This window comes from Pseudomonas sp. DSV-1 (genome assembly GCF_035830915.1).
GTDB lineage: Bacteria > Pseudomonadota > Gammaproteobacteria > Pseudomonadales > Pseudomonadaceae > Aquipseudomonas.
This window is the reverse complement of sequence record NZ_JAYMYG010000001.1, coordinates 2,358,875-2,377,808: the sequence shown is the minus strand read 5'-3', so window position 1 is coordinate 2,377,808 and position 18,934 is coordinate 2,358,875. Positions and strand designations below refer to the sequence as shown.

Sequence of the window (18,934 nt, the reverse complement as noted above, 5' to 3'; positions counted from 1 at the left end):
CGACCGCAGGCAGTGCGCGGTCAGTCTTCGCCACCGGATCACCCCGCCCGGTTGAAGTAAGAATCTGTCACGAGGCAGGTCTCCTGGCTTACGGCTGATACCTACCTTGCGCCTTCCCGCCTGCTGGGCAGTGGCTTTGCAAGATCAATGACCGTTTACAGTTGCGGGGGCAGCCGCGGCATACCGCGTTCCCTTCTTAGCTTCGCGCTGCGAAGAACCTCGAACACGCAAGGCTACGCAGTGCTTTGTAACAGGTCAATGCACAGGTGCGTCCGGGGAGGCGACTGCATTGATACGGCCAGTTTTTTTGTGACCAGGCAAGCCAGCGCCCACAGAGGATTTACGCCGCACTTGTGTTCTAATTGCCGCCTTTTTTCAGCCGCCCTGCTTCAAGGATCTGCCCATGCCTGCCACCTGCCCGACCCGCGTCCTGATCATTGGTTACGTGTGGCCCGAACCGCGCTCTTCGGCGGCAGGCGGGCACATGATGCAAATCATCGAAAGTTTTCTGCAGCAAGGCTGGCAGATCACCTTCAGCAGCCCGGCCGGGATTGGCGAACACAAGGCCGACCTCGCTGCCCTGGGTATTGACGAAGTCACCATCGAGCTCAATAACAGCAGCTTCGATGCCTTCATCACCGAACTGGCACCGGATATCGTGCTGTTTGACCGCTTCATGATGGAAGAGCAATTCGGCTGGCGCGTCGAGAAGCATTGCCCGCAAGCCTTGCGCGTACTGGAAACCTCCGACCTGCAAAGCCTGCGCGACGCCCGTCAGCAGCAACTCAAGGCACGTCTCAAGCACGACACCGAGCAGGACGATTTCAGCAGCCTGTTCGCCCCGGCCCGGCGCGAAACCTTTGAACAGATGGCCGACGCCGACCTGGCACAACGGGAGATCGCCGCGATTTATCGCAGTGACCTGAACCTGATGATTTCAGAATACGAGATCGATCTGCTGGTCGAGCAGTTCCACGTGCCCAAGGCCCTGCTGCATTGGTGCCCGCTGATGGTCGACAGCGTGCCTGAGGCGTTCGTGCCCTATGAACAGCGTCAGCATTTTCTGAGCGTCGGCAATTTTCGCCACGCCCCGAACTGGGATGCCGTGCTGTGGATGAAGACCCATATCTGGCCCTTGATCCGTCAGCAACTGCCCACTGCACAACTGCATGTGTACGGCGCCTACACGCCGCCCAAGGCCACCGCACTGCATAACCCGGCACAGGGTTTTCATGTCCTCAACTGGGCTGAAGATGCCCTTGAAGTGATGAGCAATGCGCGTATTTGCATGGCTCCCCTGCGTTTTGGCGCAGGCATCAAAGGCAAGATTGCCGATGCCATGCTCTGCGGCACCCCCAACGTGACCACCCCGGTGGGCGCCGAAGGCATGCACGGCGACCTGCCGTGGGCCGGTGCCATCGAGCGCAGTGCCCACGGGATTGCGGCGGCAGCGGTCGAGCTGTACCAAAATCCCGAAGCCTGGCAGCAGGCCCAGCGCAATGGCCAGGCGCTGCTTGAAGCGCGCTACCTGCAAGGCGTCCACGGCCCGGCACTGGTCGAGCGTATCCAGGCGTGCCGTGCGGAGCTTGAGCAGCACCGGCGCAACAACTTCACCGGCGCCATGCTGCGTCATCACCAGCACAAAAGTACCCAATACATGTCGCAGTGGATCGAGGCCAAGAATCGCCCGCTCTGATCAATGCTCAAGTGGCCGCGTTGTTTTGAAGAGATCGGCCATATCGATGACATAAGCCGCCATGCCCGGGATCTGTACGGTTGCCGATACAGGCGGGAACGTCATGGCGCCCTCGGTCAGGGGTTTATCGGGATTGAAGTTCACCGTGATCCGGGTGCCATCCTCGAACACGGTGCGCTGCAGGCTGCGATCATCGGCCAGCACCTCGAAGCCCACCAATGCCTGGGTAAAGAGGCGCTGGTGCAGGGGAGCAAACACCGCGTTGTAGGCGCCGATAAAGGGCATGTCGCGCTTAAGCACTGCCGCGTTGAGGTGATACATCGGCGGGGTCATGTACAGCAGTTGCAGAAGCGCGGTGTTCTGTTGCTCGTTGGAAAACTTCAACGAGGGGTACGCCCAGTGATGGGTACTCACCAGACTGTCGTGCAAGACCCGCTGGTACAGCGGCAAGCGATAGCGGTAAGAACGCACCAACAGTGCCAGCTGCGGCTTGAGCGGCACGGTCTGGAAAAAAAGCGTTGGCGTTTCCGGTGGCCAGTATTGGCCCACAAAGAAAGGCGACGCCTCATTGCGGCTCATGTCCGGATCAGTCCAGTCGAAGGGTTGCGTGGCAATGCCGTGACTGTAGGCAATATTGGGAGCAAACGTGGACACTCCGCCTTCGCTGCCGGTCACCAGCCCCAGTGTTCTCGAAGGGTAATCCAGGCGTTGACTGATCACCCGGGCATGCTCCTGCTCGCTGATTTCACGGCCAGGTGTGTAGTCGGCCGGTGTCGTGCCTGCGGCGTCCACATCCAGAAAATAGCTGTTGAGCCCGGCGGCATCTGTCACGGCCTTGATCCGTTCGCGGGCATAGCCTTGCGCCGCGCCGGCATTGGCAAACACCCCGATACCGTTGAACCCCTCGTGAACCTTGCCGTTGACGTCGCGCAACCCGGCACCGGCCATTTCGTCACCCATTTGTGCGGCCGCCCAGGTTTGCGGTTCTGAAAGTGGATGGGCGTCAGCATAGTTGTCATACACCGCGACCAGATATCCAGCCGCCTTGGCCTTGGCCACGGCCTGCGGGTGCCAGAAGGCATCCAGCCAATCTTTGGCCCCCAGCCATGCGTGTTTCAGGCCAGCCTTTTCGAGGGCGTTGACCGTATCCAGCGACAATCCGCCGCCCCAGCGCTCAGGCGGGGCCAAATAGTCTCCAAAGGCTCTGGTCAATTGAGCTTTGACCACCTTTCCCCACTGCACTTCGGCGGCCGGATCATGCCCGCCAGCCAAAGGTTCCTGCGGGGGCACCGTGACGATCTGACGAAGCCCCTGGTTGAGTGCCCGCACCAGCGTCAACTGGTTGTACGCTGAAATCTCGGAGGTCCGTGACAAGGTGCTCGACAAAGCCAAATCAAACATTGCCCGGGTGGGTTGATCGAACCCCGCCCACAGCCTGGCCGCCAAATGCCCCGGTGTGCCCCGTGCTTTGTTGAAGGCCGTGACAAATCTCGACCAGTTCAGGATGTCCGTTACCTTCAACGGCCCGGCGTCCCACACATAAATATGTGGAGCGCCGCCCAACCGGGCCGTTTGCGGCACCTCCCTGATCTTATCGGTCAATGCGCGGAACTGGCCGCTATCCTTGAGCCATTGGCGGTACAAGCCGGCACCGTACAGCGGGTCGGCCGGGCCCGCCGCGATGCTGACCACAAACGGCGCGTCAGGCGCCAGCCGGTTGAAGGTATGCACCAGCTGTGGAATCGGGACCTGATTGACCTGCTTGACGTCAAACTGGGTATCGAACGGGGTTTCGACCCTCCAGGTGACTGACAGGTCCTGATGCAACTGAGTGAAGAACGGCATGCTCAACGCACCGACCAGCGGCTCGCCGGTGTATCGCTTGAGCAGCCACTCGAGCCATTTCGGGTCATTGGCTGGAATGTAACTGCCCTCGCCAAAAGGAATGGCATACCCCTGGATATCGCTTTGCAGGCGTGGCCAACGCAAGCTGACTGGCTGGCGTGCCTGGATCGAAACGCGCAACGCGTCCTTGACTACATTGATGCGGATGCTGAACCCCTGCTCCCCGTCGGTGACGTTCCAGCCTTCTGCAGTCTGCTCACTGACCAGGCTGTCCGGGCTGAAACCGGGACCGCTTAGCACCCGCCCAGGCTTGCCCGCACGCAGCAACGTGATTTCGAGGGTCGCCGGGTCGACCGCAAAAGTGCCATTTGAATAGGGATAGCGGACAGTGGCCGTGGCCGCGCCGGACATCAGCAACGCCAGAAACATCAACAGTGAAAGCCCTGGCAGTTGTCGATTAAACAATAAGGCGCGAAGTTTTTTCTTCATGGAGAAGTCCTGGCGTTGGTCGGGAGGCAAGCACCGAACAGTAACGACTTGCGTCAGAACACCTGTGTAGGACTTTTCCTAAAAACGTATAGGCATTGGATATATCTGCTATCAACACCCTAAACGCTCAATCAGCCCGCCTGCGCAACAAATACGTGTCCATCACCCAGCCCATGCGCGCCCTGGCCGCGCTACGGGCTTCCTTGATCTGCTCGCACACCTCGCTCAGCTTTCCGGCAATCAGGATCTCGTCCGCCGTTCCTAAATAAGCCCCCCAATAGATATCGACGTTTTCATCGACAAACGCCTCGAAGGCGCAGTGGGCATCCAGCATGACCACCACGTTGTCCAGGTCTTGAGCCGTCAACCGCCTGCCCGTCGTGATCCGAATTGGCTGGCCGATCTCATTCAGGGGAATGCGATGGCGGGCTGCCAGCGCCTGCACGCTGCTGATGCCGGGAATCACCTGGTAGTCAAAATCGGTGCAACCGTTGGCCCGCACCCGATCCAGGATGCGCAAGGTGCTGTCATACAGACCCGGCTCGCCCCAGAGCAAAAACGCCCCGCATTCGCCGTCGGCCAGTTCGTTGTCAATCAGCCGCGCAAACAGCAACGCCCGTTGCTCGTGCCACTGCTCAACGCCTTGGGTGTAAGAAGTCGTTGCACTGTCGCGTTTCGGGTCGCTGACCTGAACCACCCGGTAACGCGGCTCGCGAATGTAGCGCTCGCATATTTCCAGACGCAGGCGCACCAGATCGTCAGTGGCCTGGCCCTTGTCCAGAACAAAGAACACGTCGACCCGGTTTAACCCATTGATTGCCTGCACGGTGATGTGCTCCGGATCACCGGCGCCCATGCCTATCAATAACAGTGTCTTCATTGCGTTTGATCCTTGCTCCAGGGTCTGTTGCTGGCAGGAAGTATGAGAAGACGTCATCATCCGCTCAACAAGAACATTGAGCAGCCAGCCCCATGACTCGACTCGCCAGACCTAAAGACCCGTCGTATGAATTGATGGACGACCACAATGGCCTGTCGATCATTTATCGCCAGCATGGTTTCCCCAGCCCCCTGGTACGCTGGCATTTTCACAAGGAATACGAGCTGCACCTGATTGTGGCCAGCAGCGGCAAGGTGTTTGTCGGCGACTATATTGGCAACTTTCACCCTGAATCATTGTTCCTCACCGGCCCCAACCTGCCCCATAACTGGATCAGCCAAATGGCTGCGGGGGAAGCGGTGGCCACCCGCGACATGCTGGTGAACTTCACCGATGAGCTGCTCGAAAACGCAGCATCGATCTTTACCGAGCTTAAAACCCTGACCCCGATGCTGGAACGCGCCCACTACGGCATCGAGTTTCGCTGCACATCTACAATCCGCAAGTCCATGGACCTGATGCAGAGCATCGCCAGCACCACGGGCCTTACCCGTCTGGGGCACTTTCTGATCCTGCTGGAGCTGTTGGCCGAGTGTGATGACTATCAGCTGTTGTCCGGCGCAACCAACGGGCAACCGGCCGACGAGCAGACCATCGACCGTACCAATCGGGCTGTGGACTACATCTTCAGCCACTACGCCCGTGAACTTTCCCTCGAAGAAGTCGCCGAGTACATGGGCATGAAGCCCACCTACTTTTCCCGGGTGTTCAAGCAGGCCACCGGGCGCTGCTTCATCGAGTTCGTCAATCGCTTGCGTATCAGCAAGTCCTGCGAATTGCTCGCCGATGGCGAAAAGCCCGTCACCGACGTGTGCTTTGAATCCGGGTTCAACAACATTTCCAACTTCAACCGCCGGTTTCAGCAGCTCAAAGGCATGACTCCATCACACTACCGGCGTCTGGCAGTGCAGCGTTTGACCGAGCAAAACCAGCCTGGACAGAGTGAACGCCTGCGCAGTGCAAAATAGTATCGGTTTGAGTGTTGCCAGTGATTTGTCACGACGGTGATTGAGGGCTGTAATCCGCGCAGTCGCGGGGTCAAGCACTGGCAGTTGCTTTTATTGAAGCGCTCGATACACCCCGGCGGCAAGCGGCCTGACGCCGACGATCTTTTTTGAGAGCGCACCATGAAACTCAATCGCCTGAACCTCGACACGCTCACCGACAAAGTGGCCAAGCCCGCCTACCTTGCAAGCCCTGCACAACAGGGCATTGCACATATCGGGGTGGGCGGCTTTCATCGCGCCCATCAGGCGTATTACACCGATGCACTGATGCGTCAGGGCCACAATCTTGACTGGAGCATCTGCGGCATTGGCCTGCGGGCCGAGGACCGCAAGGTGCGCGACGCCCTGGCCAGTCAGGACTACCTCTATACCCTCTTCGAACTGGGGGATGGCGACGATACCCAGAGCCGGATCATTGGCTCCCTCAGTGACATGCTGCTGGCTGAAGACGGCATTCAGGCGCTGATCGACAAACTCGCCAGCCCGGCGATTCGCATCGTGTCACTGACCATCACCGAAGGCGGTTATTGCATTGACGACAGCAGCGGCGAGTTCATGGCTGCGCTGGCGCCCATCCAGCACGACCTGGCCCATCCCGAGGCGCCAAGAACGGTATTTGGCCTGCTCTGTGCCGCCCTCGCCCAACGCAGGGCCAACGGCACCCGGGCATTTACCGTGATGTCCTGCGATAACCTGCCCCACAACGGCGCCGTTGCACGCAAGGCGCTGCTGGCCTACGCAGCGCTGAGCAATAAGGATCTGCACGACTGGATCGCCGCCCATGTCAGCTTTCCCAATGCAATGGTGGACCGCATCACGCCCATGACCAGCGACGCCCATCGCCTGCAACTGCACGATCAGTTGGGGATCGAAGATGCCTGGCCGGTCGTGTGCGAACCGTTTACCCAATGGGTGCTGGAGGACACGTTCGCCGATGGCCGCCCGGCATGGGAAACCGTGGGTGTGCAGCTCACGGATGACGTCACGCCCTATGAAGAGATGAAAATCAAACTGCTCAATGGCAGTCATCTGGCGTTGAGCTACCTGGGGTTTCTCAAGGGCTACCGCTTTGTCCACGAGACCATGAACGACCCTTTGTTCGTGGCCTATGTACGCGCCTATATGGACCTGGACGTGACGCCGCAACTGGCACCGGTGCCAGGCATCGACCTTGCGGTTTACAAAGACACCCTGATCCAGCGTTTTTCCAACCAGGCCATGGCCGACCAGCTGGAGCGCGTGTGCTCTGACGGCTCGTCGAAGTTTCCCAAATTCTCCCTTCCAACCCTCAATCGCCTGATCAGCGAGGGAGCCGAGTTGAAGCGTGCGGCGCTGGTGGTGGCGGCCTGGGCGATGTACCTCAAGGGCGTAGACGAGAACGGGCAAACCTATGACATTGCCGATCCGCGAGCAGCGTTCTGTCAGGCTTTGGTGGCCGAGGATGCCTTGATCGTGCAGCGGCTGTTGGGGGTGGAGGAGATTTTTGGAACCGCCATCGCGCAGTCAGCCGAGTTTGTGGCTGCATTTGAGTGGTGCCTGAACAGCTTGCGCGAGGTCGGGGTGAGCGGGACGCTGGAGCAACTGGCAGACCGCGCAGCCTGAATCGCGAGCACGCAGGCTCCCGTCAGGCCTGTGCACACTTCTATCTACGCTACCGACAACAGGTCGCGGCCTTAACCGAGTAAACGTTATGTATGTGATATGCGGAGAAGCACTGTTTGATTTTTTCGCGCAAGCGCAAAGCTGCGCACAAGCGAACAAAGTCGAGTTCAAGGCCATTGCCGGGGGTTCGCCGTTCAACGTGGCCGTGGGCCTGCGTCGCCTGGGCATCGACACCGCACTGTTTGCCGGATTGTCGACGGACTATCTGGGCCAGCGCTTGAAGCAAGTCCTGCTGGACGAAGGCGTCAGTGATCAGTTCCTGATCAGGATGGACGCCCCTACCACCCTGGCCATGGTCGCGCTGGATGCCAACGGCTCCCCTGCCTACAGCTTTCGCGGCGAAGGCTGCGCCGACCGGCAGTTGCACACCCGTCATTTGCCCCAGCTGGGCCCTGAAGTACGCGGGCTGCATGTCGGGTCTTTTTCATTGGTGGTGCAACCGGTTGCCGATACCTTGCTGGCACTGGTCAAACGCGAAAGCGGGCGGCGGCTGATCAGCCTCGACCCGAATGTGCGCCTCAACCCTGAACCGGATATTGAAGTATGGCGTCAGCGCATCAATGAACTGATCCCCTATGCCGATGTGATCAAAGTCAGTGATGAAGACCTGGAACTGCTGTATCCGGGGCAAGACCCGCAAGAGATAGCCCGGTCATGGTTGAGCCATCGCTGCCAACTGGTGTTTTTGACCCGTGGCAGCCAGGGCGCCAGTGTCTGGAGCCGCGAGCATGGCCTGCGCACGGCGGCGGCCACCCGCGTAGACGTTGCGGACACCGTAGGCGCGGGCGATACCTTTCAGGCGGCAGTGATCGCCTGGTTGACCGAGCATGGGCTGGACTCCATCGAGGGTTTGCAGCAGTTGAGTGCCACCCAACTCGACACCCTGCTCGACTTCGCCAGCCGCGCCGCCGCCCTCACCTGCAGCAAAACCGGTCCGGATTTACCGTATCGCGCGCAGCTGGTCTGATTGATAGCCCCGCACTACCTGTGGGAGCGGGGCTTGCCCGCTCCTGCAAAGATCCATGACACCCACGCGTCACCAGATCGACAGGTTATAGCTGACGATCAGGCGGGTTTCATCCACGTCACGGGCGAACTGGGCGTAGTTGGTCCGGTAGGTCGCATTACGCAAGCGCAGGCTGACGTCCTTGAACGTACCGCTCTGCACGATGTATTTCAGCTCGCTGTCACGCTCCCACTCCTTGCCTTCTTCGGTGCTGCCAACCACTTTGATGTGGTCGCCATTCACATAGCGCGTCAGGAACGACAAACCGTCAATGCCGATGGCCTTGAAGTCATAGTCATAACGCAACTGCCAGGAGCGCTCCTGGGCATTGGCAAAATCGTTGACCTGCAAGTAGTTGACCAGGTACGGGTTGCTGCCATCCAGATACGGCATCGACGTGTCGCCGTTCATGCGCTGCCAGCCTGCACTGACCTTATGCCCGCCCACCGAGTAACCGAGCATGGCGCCCAGGGCGCGGTTATCGATGGTCGAGGCCTTGGCAGAACCCGCGTCATCACTCTTGAGCAAGCGCACATCGGCTGAGAGTACGCCCGCACCCACCGGCTGACTGGCGAGCACACCGACAAATTGCTGGCGGTAGATGTCTTGCAGCTCAGCGTAGTGATATTGCGCGGTCAGGCGATCGTTAACCTTGTAGTCCAACCCGTACAGAGTGAAGTGATCGGCGGTGACATTGCAGGCATAACGCTTGTTCTTGCAGTTCAGGCGCAAGTCCTGAGAATCGGTGGAATCACGGGCGGTATAGCGATCAAGGCGCGAGGCCGTGAACTTGAGGTCCCTGATTTCCTGGGAGACCAGCATGGCACCGTTGAACTGGGTGGGCAGCAGTCGGCCATCGTTGTACTTGAGCAGCGGCAGGTCAGGCAGCAGCGCACCATACTTGAGTACGGTCTGTGACACGCGCATCTTGGCCGTCAGCCCGAACTTGGCGTATTGATCCTTGGAACGACGCGGATCATTGCCGGTCGAAGGTAGCAGGCCGCTGTTGCTGTCGGCAGGACTGGAGTCCAGTTTCAGACCCAGCATGCCCAGCACATCGAGGCCAAAACCGACGGTGCCTTCGGTATAACCCGATTGCAGGTTGAGGATAAAACCTTGAGCCGTTTCATCACGCTTGGAAGCGCCCTGGGGATTTGAGCTGCTGCCATCGCGAAAGTCACGATTGAAATACACCGTGCGCGCTTCCAGTTTGGCGCTGCTGTCTTCGATGAAACCGCCGGCTTGTGACTGTGCGGCAAAACCGGCACACACTGCCAGCGCACCCAAGCGTGATACCCGGCCCTGCGCCAACACTGTTAAAGGAACAACCATCTACAAGCTCCAGCAGCCAATCAAGGCAGGATGAAAGCGATCGAAGGCACACGGACTATCACGTGGGCACATTCAATCGAAAAAAAGGGGCGCAATTGTACGAAAGGCTTAGCCTGAGCCTCATTGGACCTTAGTCGCAGTGTCAGGGACGCGGCTTGCAGCAACGCCGATAGCATTGAGCCGCTATCCGGCATCCAATAGACTTATTGAGTGATTTACTCCAGGACTTACCATGGCAACCAAGAGTTCAAGGCGCTACCAACGCTTGCAGGCCAGTGCCACCGAACAGGCATTGCTGGAGCTTAACGAGACCCTTGAGGAACGCGTGGCCGAACGTACCCGGGCGCTGGCCGAGGCTAACCTGCAATTGCAGCGCGAGATACAGGAACGCGCTCGCGCCGAGGAGGCCCTGCGCCATGGGCAAAAAATGGAAGCCGTGGGCCAGTTGACCGGCGGTATCGCCCACGACTTCAACAATATGCTGACCGGGATTATTGCCAGCCTTGATTTAATGAAACGCTATATCGCGGCTGGCCGTATCGACGAAGTAGAGCGTTTTGCCGATGCCGCTGTGTCTTCCGCACAACGGGCAGCCGCACTGACCAATCGCCTGCTGACGTTTTCGCGCCGTCAGTCTCTTGACCGCAAGCCCCTGGACCCCAATCAGCTGGTGAGTTCGCTGCAGGCGCTGTTCAGTAACGCTACTGGCGCGCACATCGATCTGATCCTGGAACTGGGGCCGAACATATGGCCGATCAACACCGACACCGGCCAGCTTGAAAGCGCCCTGCTCAATCTGATGATCAACGCCCGGGATGCGATGCCCGAAGGTGGAACCCTGGTGATCAAAACAGCCAACCACTATCTTGACGCCAGCGATCTCAGCACCCTGGAAGCGGTCAGCTCAGGGGATTACGTGATGCTTGAGGTGAGTGACGACGGCACGGGCATGACCCCGCAAACCCTTGCCAAGGCCTTTGACCCCTTTTTCACCACCAAGCCCGTGGGCCAGGGCACGGGGCTGGGGTTGTCCATGATTTACGGGTTTGCCCAGCAGTCTGGCGGGCATGTCAGCATCAGCAGCCAGAGCGGTTGCGGCACCCGGGTGTGCCTGTACCTGCCGCGCTACCACAGCCCCGAAGCAAAAACTCAGGCATAATCCGCGCCCGCGCACTATGCCCTACTGTTCCAAGGTAAAGATCCCATGAAAGCTCAAGCCCGCCATATCCTGGTGAAGACCGCCGAAGAAGCCGAATCGCTCAAGCAACGCATCGCCAAGGGCGAAGCCTTCGATGTGCTGGCTAAAAAATTCTCGACCTGTCCGTCGGGCAAACGTGGCGGCGATCTGGGTGAAGTGCGGCCTGGGCAGATGGTGGGCGTTATCGACCAGATCATCTTCAAGAAGCCGCTGCGGGTGGTACACGGCCCGATCAAAAGCAAGTTCGGCTACCACCTTGTGCAAGTGTTCTACCGCGACTGAATATATCGTTTGGGAGCTGGCTTGCCTGCGATGCTGGCGACGCGGTCTGACGGCAAGACCGGGGCGATGCCATCGCGAGCAAGCCCGCTCCCACGGCTTAAAACTCTATGGCAAAGCGCTCAAGCACATTGAACTGCTCATCGACCACACAACCCGTGCGCCACTTGTCAAAGGTCAGGCAAGGATGGGAGGTGCCAAAGCTGATGATGTCGCCAACGCGCAACTGCGACCCCTCGGCAACGGTCATAAAGGCATGCTGGTCCATCACCGCCGTGACCTTGCACCCGCTGACATCATCGCCCACCGCCGGTGTCACACCTTCGCGATAACGCTTTAACGGCAGCGGCAAGCCCGCATCAAACGCCACGTCGCGCTTGCCCAGTGCAATCACCGCAAACCCCGGTTCGGGCAGCGATTGCACGTGAGCCCAGACTTCCAGCGCCGGGCGCAAGCCTTCGTGCAAGTCCTGACGTCGATCCAGTACGCAGCACTGAGCGTCTTTGTAGATGCCGTGGTCGTGAACCACGTAACTGCCCGGGCGCAGCACACTGAGAAAACGCCCGCCAGCCGCCTCGGCCTCGAAGCCTTCAGCAATCAGGTCATACCAGGCCGAGCCCGAGGCGGTAATGATCGGTTGTTCCAGGGCAAATGCACCGTCGGCGTGCAGTCGCAGGGCCAGACGCACCAGTGAAGCCGCAAATTCGCGAATCCCGCTGACGGCCTGTTCTCCATGAATGACCCCTTCATAGCCTTCGATGCCGGTCAGGGCCAACGATGGCTGTAGCTTGATCGCCGCCGCCAGTTCCATGACTTGCTGTTCGGTGCGGCAACCACAACGCCCGCCTGCCACGCCGTATTCAATCATCACGTTCAAGCGCTGCCCACGTTCGGCAAAGTAAGCGCCCAGGGCCGCCACGTTGTCCGGATGGTCGACCATGCAGTGAAATTCGAATGCCGGGTCGGCCTGCAAGTCGGCAATCAACGCCATATTGGCCCGGCCCACCAACTGGTTGGCCATCAGTACTCGACGTACACCCCCGGCATAAGCCGCACAGGTTTGTACCGCAGTGGCCAGGGTCAACCCCCAGGCGCCCTGCTCCAGCTGGCGACGAAACAGCGCCGGGGCCATGCTGGTTTTGCCGTGGGGTGCCAACACCGCGCCGCTGCGGGTGACAAAGTCCTGCATCCAGCGAATGTTGTGCTCCAGCGCGTCACGGTGAATCACCAGTGCGGGCAGGCTCACGTCATGAACCAGGTGATCGCCGGGGCGGGCTGCGCCTTTGAGAATCGGCTGATTGTTCGACGTATTCGACACACTCAACTCCTCAAGTTTCAGCGCTTGGCTTTATAGGCGATGCAATCGATCTCGACCTTGCAATCGACCATCATCATGGCCTGCACACAGGCACGTGCCGGTGCATGTTCGCTTTTGAAGTACGAAGCGAACACCTTGTTGAAACTCCAGAAATCCCGTGGGTCCTGCAGCCATACGCCCGCGCGGACCACATCTTCGAGGCCATAACCGGCCTCTTCGAGGATGGCGACCAGGTTCTGCATGGTTTTGTGGGTCTGCTCGACAATCCCGCCGTTAATGATTTCACCGTTTTCCATGGCAACCTGGCCGGACACGTGCAGCCAGCCATCAGCCTCTACAGCGCGGGCGAAAGGCAAAGGCTGGCCGCCTGCGCCTACAGCGCCGGTACCGAAACGTTTGATGCTCATAAGGGGGAACTCCGGGGTCAAGTAAGGCGCTTCATGCGCCACAACCCCGGCAGTTTGCCATAACGTCAGGCCATCAACCCAATTGCCACCAGCGTGGCAAAAGCTGCTGCACCTTGGGCTCGGCAAAACGGTCATCAATCAGAAACAGCGTGCCCTGATCGCTCTGGGTACGGATTACCCGCCCGGCAGCCTGCACCACTTTCTGCACGCCGGGGTACAGGTAGGTGTAGTCATAACCGGCGCCAAACAGCGCCGCCATCCGCTGCTTGATCTGTTCATTGACGGGATTGAACTGTGCCAGCCCCAGGGTCGCAACAAAAGCGCCGATCAACCGGGCGCCGGGCAAATCGATACCCTCGCCAAAGGCTCCACCCAGCACGGCAAAACCCACCCCCTGACCCGACAGGGTGAACTGATCGAGGAACCCCTGGCGCGCCGCTTCATCCATGCGCCGCCCCTGGGACCACTGGGTAACGTGGGGATGGCGCTCTGCGAGCAATTGGGCAACCTGCTGCAGATAGTCGAAGCTGCTGAAAAACGCCAGGTAGTTGCCCGGGCGCTGCTCGAACTGGCGGGCGATCAGTTCCACAATCGGTTCCAGCGAAGCCTGGCGATGAACAAACCGGGTCGATATCTGGCTGACAACATGCACGTTCAGTTGCTCTGCCTGGAACGGCGATTCGACATCCATCCACACCGTGTCAGCCGCCAATCCCAGCAGGTTGGCGTAATAGGCCTGCGGGCTCAGGGTCGCCGAAAACAGCACATTGCTCTGTGCACTCGCCAGGCGCGGTCCGATAAAACCTGCGGGCACGATGTTGCGCAGGTTGAGCTGCGACACTCGCCGCTTGCCGTCTGCATGCAGGCTGACATCGAACAGAAAGTGCCCGTCGAACAGTTCGGCCACCCGATTGAACTGCAGGGCTTCAAAGTAAAAGCCCTGCAGGTTGCCGCTCAACCCTTGCGGATGATCGTTCAGGTAGTCGCCGATGGCGGTGATACAGGCCGACAAGGCGGCCAGCCATTTTTCCGGAAGTTTGGGGTACACCTGATAGGCCCCCGCCTGTTCCTTGTGCAGCGCATTCCATTCCCGGTTCAGGCGCTTGAAGGGTTTATCGAGGGCGGCCGGGGCCGAGTGACGCACGCTGTTCAAGGTCTGCTGGTCCAGACTTGCGCTGTACATCTGCCGCGCGCGCTCCACCAGATTGTGGGCTTCGTCTACCAGCGTCGCGACCCGCCACTGATTTGCCTGGGCCAGGCCATAAAGCAATGCACTGAAATCGAAGTAATAGTTGTAGTCCGCAACGACCACATCAGCCCAGCGGGCCATTTCCTGGCTCAAGTAGTAAGGGCATACCTCGTGGGTCAGCGCGACGCTTCGCAAGGTCTGCTGGTCGAGGGTGGACTGGGCGACCGCCTCCAGGCGAGCAGCGGGCAAGCGATCATAAAACCCCCTGGCCAGAGGGCAGGAATCGCCATTGCAGGCGTTCTCGGGGTATTCGCAGGCCTTGTCCCGTGCGACCAGTTCCAGTACCCGCAACGGTACATTCTGCCCCTTTGGATAGAGCACTTGCGCCGCATCGAGGGCCAGCTTGCGCCCCGGAGTCTTGGCGGTCAAAAACAACAGTTTGTCGAGTTGCTGGCCAGGCATGGCCTTGAGCAGCGGAAACAGGGTGCCTATGGTTTTGCCAATCCCGGTCGGCGCCTGGGCCATCAGGCAGCGCCCGGTACTGGCGGTCTTGTACACCGCCTCGGCCAATGCCCGTTGCCCGGTGCGAAACTGCTCATGGGGAAAGGCCAGGTTGCGGGCACCCTTGTCCCGGGCCTCTCGATGGGCCATTTCCTGCTCGGCCCAGGCCAGGAACAACCCGCACTGCTGCTCGAAAAATTGCTGCAGATCGGTTGCTGACCAACACTCCTGAAGACGTGTTTCCTTTTCGCTGACAATGTCGAAGTACACCAGCGCCAGATTGACCTGCGCCAACTGCAGGCTTTGGCACAACAACCAGCCGTAGACGCGGGCTTGTGCCCAGTGCAGTTGGCGGTGATTGGCCGCTATGGCGGAAAAATCGCCGCGATGGGTTTTCACCTCTTCCAGCACATTGGCCACGGGGTCATAGCCGTCAGCCCGGCCACGTACGGTCAACGCCCCGTACTGCCCCTCAAGACTCAACTCCGGCTGATACAACGCACTGCGCCGCGAAGCCACCGTACGGTGGCCGGCAATCCCCTGTTGCGCCGTGGGTGAGGGCGTGAAGCGCAAGTCCAGATCGCCGACCTTGGCCGTGAACTCGCACAGGGCACGCACTGCAACGCGATAGCTCACCCCTGGGGCTCCTGCCATTGCACGTAGCACACGGTCACCGGCATCCCGTGCTCCTCGCAAAAGGCCAGCCAGCGCAGCTGGTTATCCTGCAGGCGATCACCGGGGCCTTTGACCTCGATCATGCGGTAGGTATTTTGCGCCACAAAAAACTGGATCAAGTCAGGCATGCCGGTGCGGTTGGCTTTGATATCCAGCAACAGACGCCGAAACCACAGCTTCAAATGCGCGGGGGGCAAGCACCGCAAGGCGTCTTCGAGCAGGGCCTGGCTCAGGTAATTCCAGGCGATAAAGGACGTCTGTATCCCGAACTTGGTCGTGTAGGCGGCACGGATGGTGGCCAGGTAACGCCCGTCATCCAGTTGCGCGAGGCAATCCTCAAAGAGGTCAGCCCGCTGCTGGTAGAAGTCATCCTCCAGCAAATCCGCCGGGCCACTCTGATACGGGTGAAAAAACGCGCCCGGCAGGGGCGCAAAAATCGCCGGCCAGCACAGCAAACCGAACAGCCCGTTGATCAAGGTGTTTTCAACGTAATGCACGGGAGCCTCAGGGGTCTGCAGATGCGCAACAACACTGAGTTCAACGCACGTGGCGTCGTCCCGTGGCAGGGTCAGATCAAGCCGGTCGGGGGCTTTGGGCCTGACAACCGCAAGCGCCGCCAACCCGAGCTTGCGCCGCAAGCGCGGGATAATGCGCAGCAGATGTTGGTGTTCCGCGTCGGTCAGGGGGGCCTGCAGTGCGACGTCTGCCAGGCTCAGCGCCTGCTCATAGAGCCCCTGACGCTCAAGCACGCGAATGCCGCGCTGTCGCGCTTCGGGGTGCTGGCTTTGCTGGTAAACCTGCAGCGCCCGGTTCAAGTCTTCCGTGCGCTCCAGATGCTGACCGATCTGAAACAGCAAACGCCCGCGCCGTCGCTGCAGCCAGCGGTTATCCACTCGATAGTCGAGTACCGGTTGCAGCACCTCGTCCACATCACCACTGACTTCAAATCGTTCGCGACAGGCATACAGGTGTAGATAGCCCTCAATATCGGCGCGGCAACGCAGCGCCCGTGACTCATGGCTGAAATCGACTTTTTCGTAGGTGAACAGCCCCAGGTCAGCCAATACCAGATCTGGCCAGCCCTGGCTGAGATTGCCGAAAAACATCAGCCGCAAACGATCGCACAGCGCCCTGTGGTTCAGGGTGTAAAGGGGGTCGGCCAGGGCCGGATGCCACTGGGCCAGGCTCTGTTGCTGGGGGAAATCTGCAGACAACTCATCCAGCCACTCTGATTTCCTGGCCTTGGGCCGGGCAATATGTGCACTGAAGCGCGCCAGGATTTCCGGCTTTTGCAACACGTCAAACACCTCGACCAGGGCCAGAGGCGCCTGATCGTCCAGCCATCCCCCCGCCACCAGGGGTACTGCTGCCAGTGAAACTTCGCCGATTTCCGGATAGTTGAGCTTGCTGGCCCTGAAGTGAGCCCCCTTGCGCATCACCATGCGTACCCACAACGCCTGGGAGGGGCCGGGCAGCAAGGCAAAACCTGCGATAAACCGCTGCTCCTCGACACTTAACAGATCGTCATAACGGGCGGCGATCCAGTCGAGCACATGCTGGAAGTTCTTCAGGTAATAAAACGGATCTTCGAGGGGATTGGAAATCACGGGCGCAACGGACCACTGGCTTTAGGTACTGGATATGCGTACAGATATCAGTTTGCCCAGTACTCTGGCAAATCCTATTGGATGAGTGGTGTGCAAGACGGGGCTCGTCAGAGAGGCTGGCGAGCCGTTGAACCTGGAGTGAAACGGCCTCTTAATCCGCAGGGACTGTATGCCCGGGCTTATTGCCGGGGTCATGGGCCCACAAGAGGGAAATCAGGGAATCGCAGTCCCTGAAGTCGATTTCTTGCATGTGATACAGCGCCTGCAAAGACGTAAGGGGAAGCCCGCTTATGGATTCAAGCCAGGTGACATCAGCCTGTGACAGCGTGTTCTTGTCCCTCAATACCTGACGAAATTCGTGGATGAGATGCTTTTTCTCGGGGTAGTAATTTTGCAGGAAGTGTTCAAGGCCGCGGGCCTGATTCACAAAGGGCGAACACATCAGGCACCCCAACTGCTCTTCACTGACACCGTGCAGTTCGCTCAGGTACTGAGTGGCGGCACCATGTAACTGATCCAGTTTCTCCGGCGTATCGAACACCGCCTCCAACTGCTTTATCAATTGGCCCTTGAATCGGTCATTGCACCTGTTTTCTATCGACGCGCGGCGCAAGTAAGCATCTGCTCCAACACTGTAATCCACACCCTGCCGGTAAGCCCCCCGCAAGCCGTGCACATGGGCAGCCACCAAAACCACAGCCGCTTGAGGCTCCTCGATATCCAGGGTTTTTACACGCCAGGGCCCCTCCACAAACATCAGCACCGGGGAGTGTAAAACGTCCATTTCCTGACACAGGCAATCAAAGACATTGATCACATTTATGTCACCGGGCACTTCGCCAGCACAGGAGTCATTGCAGGGCGCCGCTGGCAGGCGCAATAACTGCCTGTAGTCGTCATCCAGCTTGCAGCACAGTTTGACAGCGCTGTCGAAAGCCTGGCGATGCTGGCCATAAGGGGCATGCCCCTGCAGCTGTGCAACCTGCTGAATCCACGTCACGTATTGCCCAAGGTGGGTGGGCGGGCGCCGGTCGATCAACGCATCCACCCTGCCCCCCCAATCGCAGGCTCGCCGATACAGCCTGGCCCGGCCCAACAGGTCGGCATAAAAAAATGTCGCCCGGGTATTGCCCTGGGTCAGATGGCCCGACATCAATACCTGTGTTCGATTCATGTCCGAGGGCTGGCTCTCAAACGCAGCCTGCTTATGCAGTCTGGTAGCGCCCTGTTCATCCACCAACAGCAACTCCACGCGGCTGTCGTCATACATAAACAACTCGCTGCATTGGGCCTGAATGCGCTCCATCACATTGACCGTCATCCTCGGCTGGCGCAGTACCGCAATGCGCAACATGAAAGTGTCTGGCGAGCGCCCCGCAATACTGAGCTGCGCGGCGCGCAAAAAAGCCAGTGTGTAGGCGCACTCCTTGCCCCCCTCATGAACAACCATTACCCGGTAACGCCCAATGCGCTCCACGCCCCCTGCCGCCACTAACAAACGTTGAATCAACAGTTGCAACGCGATGCGCTCGGAGCGGCTGAAAAAACCAAGGAGTCGGTGAAGCACTTGTTGATAGACAGAGCTCATGGCTTGCTCATGAAAGTTATCCATGGGTTATTCCTCCAGATCGAGACACGCATTATCGGCAGCTCGATTTGACGCGCCCACACTTACCTCAACTCTTCAGGCCATCACAGACCGGGCGTACGTACGCACAGGAATGGCCCTACAGAACCCAGCTCGAACGAATACATAACGTAATATTTACCATGCTAATGGATA

Annotated in this window: 13 protein-coding genes, 1 pseudogene and 1 riboswitch; of the genes and pseudogenes, 6 read left to right on the top strand and 8 right to left on the bottom strand. The window is 59.3% G+C overall.

Annotated elements, in window-relative coordinates; genetic code table 11:
• Positions 1–56: 56 nt before the first annotated feature.
• A riboswitch (cobalamin riboswitch) is annotated at positions 57–237 on the bottom strand.
• A 166-nt stretch (positions 238–403) separates the two neighbouring features.
• Positions 404–1,696 carry a glycosyltransferase gene (locus tag VSQ83_RS11145; RefSeq protein ID WP_326426714.1) on the top strand — a complete coding sequence of 431 codons (1,293 nt, stop codon included), beginning with the start codon at positions 404–406 and terminating at the stop codon, positions 1,694–1,696.
• Here VSQ83_RS11145 and VSQ83_RS11140 read toward each other — a convergent pair whose 3' ends face one another.
• Positions 1,697–4,030: a glycoside hydrolase gene (locus VSQ83_RS11140; protein ID WP_326426712.1), complete on the bottom strand. Its 2,334-nt coding sequence runs from the start codon at positions 4,028–4,030 to the stop codon at positions 1,697–1,699. It lies immediately after the preceding gene.
• 127 nt (positions 4,031–4,157) lie between these two features.
• Positions 4,158–4,910, bottom strand: coding sequence for a precorrin-6A synthase (deacetylating) (cobF, locus tag VSQ83_RS11135; RefSeq protein WP_219262252.1), 753 nt, complete (start codon positions 4,908–4,910; stop codon positions 4,158–4,160).
• Positions 4,911–5,002: 92 nt separating this feature from the next.
• Between cobF and VSQ83_RS11130 the strand changes: the two genes are divergently transcribed.
• From VSQ83_RS11130 to VSQ83_RS11120, 3 genes are all read left to right on the top strand, one after another.
• Positions 5,003–5,938 (top strand): AraC family transcriptional regulator, encoded by a 936-nt coding sequence (locus tag VSQ83_RS11130; protein WP_219262253.1) that lies wholly within the window; start codon positions 5,003–5,005, stop codon positions 5,936–5,938.
• A gap of 159 nt (positions 5,939–6,097) precedes the next feature.
• Positions 6,098–7,579, top strand: a complete 1,482-nt coding sequence (locus VSQ83_RS11125) for a mannitol dehydrogenase family protein (RefSeq protein ID WP_326426708.1) — start codon at positions 6,098–6,100, stop codon at positions 7,577–7,579.
• A gap of 88 nt (positions 7,580–7,667) precedes the next feature.
• Positions 7,668–8,606, top strand: a complete 939-nt coding sequence (locus tag VSQ83_RS11120) for a carbohydrate kinase family protein (RefSeq protein WP_326426706.1) — start codon at positions 7,668–7,670, stop codon at positions 8,604–8,606.
• A 69-nt stretch (positions 8,607–8,675) separates the two neighbouring features.
• On the opposite strand, the gene VSQ83_RS11115 is transcribed toward VSQ83_RS11120, so the two are convergent.
• Positions 8,676–9,977 (bottom strand): OprD family porin, encoded by a 1,302-nt coding sequence (locus VSQ83_RS11115; protein WP_326426704.1) that lies wholly within the window; start codon positions 9,975–9,977, stop codon positions 8,676–8,678.
• Between the two features lie 280 nt (positions 9,978–10,257).
• Between VSQ83_RS11115 and VSQ83_RS11110 the strand changes: the two are divergent.
• Together VSQ83_RS11110 and VSQ83_RS11105 are read left to right on the top strand one after the other, a co-directional pair.
• A pseudogene (locus VSQ83_RS11110) lies at positions 10,258–11,109 on the top strand (sensor histidine kinase); the annotation flags it as partial.
• Between the two features lie 51 nt (positions 11,110–11,160).
• Complete coding sequence (locus VSQ83_RS11105) at positions 11,161–11,457, top strand: peptidylprolyl isomerase (protein WP_257622952.1); 297 nt, start codon at positions 11,161–11,163, stop codon at positions 11,455–11,457.
• A gap of 97 nt (positions 11,458–11,554) precedes the next feature.
• On the opposite strand, the gene VSQ83_RS11100 is transcribed toward VSQ83_RS11105, so the two are convergent.
• The 5 genes from VSQ83_RS11100 to VSQ83_RS11080 all read right to left on the bottom strand — a co-directional run bounded on the left by VSQ83_RS11100 (position 11,555) and on the right by VSQ83_RS11080 (position 18,763).
• On the bottom strand, positions 11,555–12,772 hold the full coding sequence (locus VSQ83_RS11100; RefSeq protein WP_326426701.1) for an amino acid deaminase: 1,218 nt from the start codon (positions 12,770–12,772) through the stop codon (positions 11,555–11,557).
• A gap of 17 nt (positions 12,773–12,789) precedes the next feature.
• The gene (locus VSQ83_RS11095) at positions 12,790–13,179 is read right to left on the bottom strand and encodes a RidA family protein (RefSeq protein WP_133076790.1); all 390 of its coding nucleotides are present in this window, start codon (positions 13,177–13,179) and stop codon (positions 12,790–12,792) included.
• A 73-nt stretch (positions 13,180–13,252) separates the two neighbouring features.
• The gene (locus tag VSQ83_RS11090) at positions 13,253–15,505 is read right to left on the bottom strand and encodes an ATP-dependent DNA helicase (RefSeq protein ID WP_326426698.1); all 2,253 of its coding nucleotides are present in this window, start codon (positions 15,503–15,505) and stop codon (positions 13,253–13,255) included.
• Positions 15,502–17,151, bottom strand: coding sequence for a VRR-NUC domain-containing protein (locus VSQ83_RS11085; RefSeq protein ID WP_326426696.1), 1,650 nt, complete (start codon positions 17,149–17,151; stop codon positions 15,502–15,504). The genes VSQ83_RS11090 and VSQ83_RS11085 overlap by 4 nt, the downstream gene beginning before the upstream one ends.
• Positions 17,152–17,302: 151 nt before the next feature.
• A complete protein-coding gene (locus VSQ83_RS11080; RefSeq protein ID WP_219262260.1) occupies positions 17,303–18,763 on the bottom strand; it encodes a hypothetical protein in 1,461 nt (486 codons plus the stop codon).
• Positions 18,764–18,934: the final 171 nt, after the last annotated feature.

Bases quoted from the DNA above. Each gene is read 5' to 3' on its own strand.
- VSQ83_RS11120 (WP_326426706.1), top strand. From the start codon at position 7,668: ATGTATGTGATATGCGGAGAAGCACTGTTTGATTTTTTCGCGCAAGCG.
- VSQ83_RS11145 (WP_326426714.1), top strand. From the start codon at position 404: ATGCCTGCCACCTGCCCGACCCGCGTCCTGATCATTGGTTACGTGTGG.
- VSQ83_RS11140 (WP_326426712.1), bottom strand. From the start codon at position 4,030: ATGAAGAAAAAACTTCGCGCCTTATTGTTTAATCGACAACTGCCAGGG.
- VSQ83_RS11115 (WP_326426704.1), bottom strand. From the start codon at position 9,977: ATGGTTGTTCCTTTAACAGTGTTGGCGCAGGGCCGGGTATCACGCTTG.
- VSQ83_RS11130 (WP_219262253.1), top strand. From the start codon at position 5,003: ATGACTCGACTCGCCAGACCTAAAGACCCGTCGTATGAATTGATGGAC.
- cobF (WP_219262252.1), bottom strand. From the start codon at position 4,910: ATGAAGACACTGTTATTGATAGGCATGGGCGCCGGTGATCCGGAGCAC.
- VSQ83_RS11080 (WP_219262260.1), bottom strand. From the start codon at position 18,763: ATGGATAACTTTCATGAGCAAGCCATGAGCTCTGTCTATCAACAAGTG.
- VSQ83_RS11125 (WP_326426708.1), top strand. From the start codon at position 6,098: ATGAAACTCAATCGCCTGAACCTCGACACGCTCACCGACAAAGTGGCC.
- VSQ83_RS11095 (WP_133076790.1), bottom strand. From the start codon at position 13,179: ATGAGCATCAAACGTTTCGGTACCGGCGCTGTAGGCGCAGGCGGCCAG.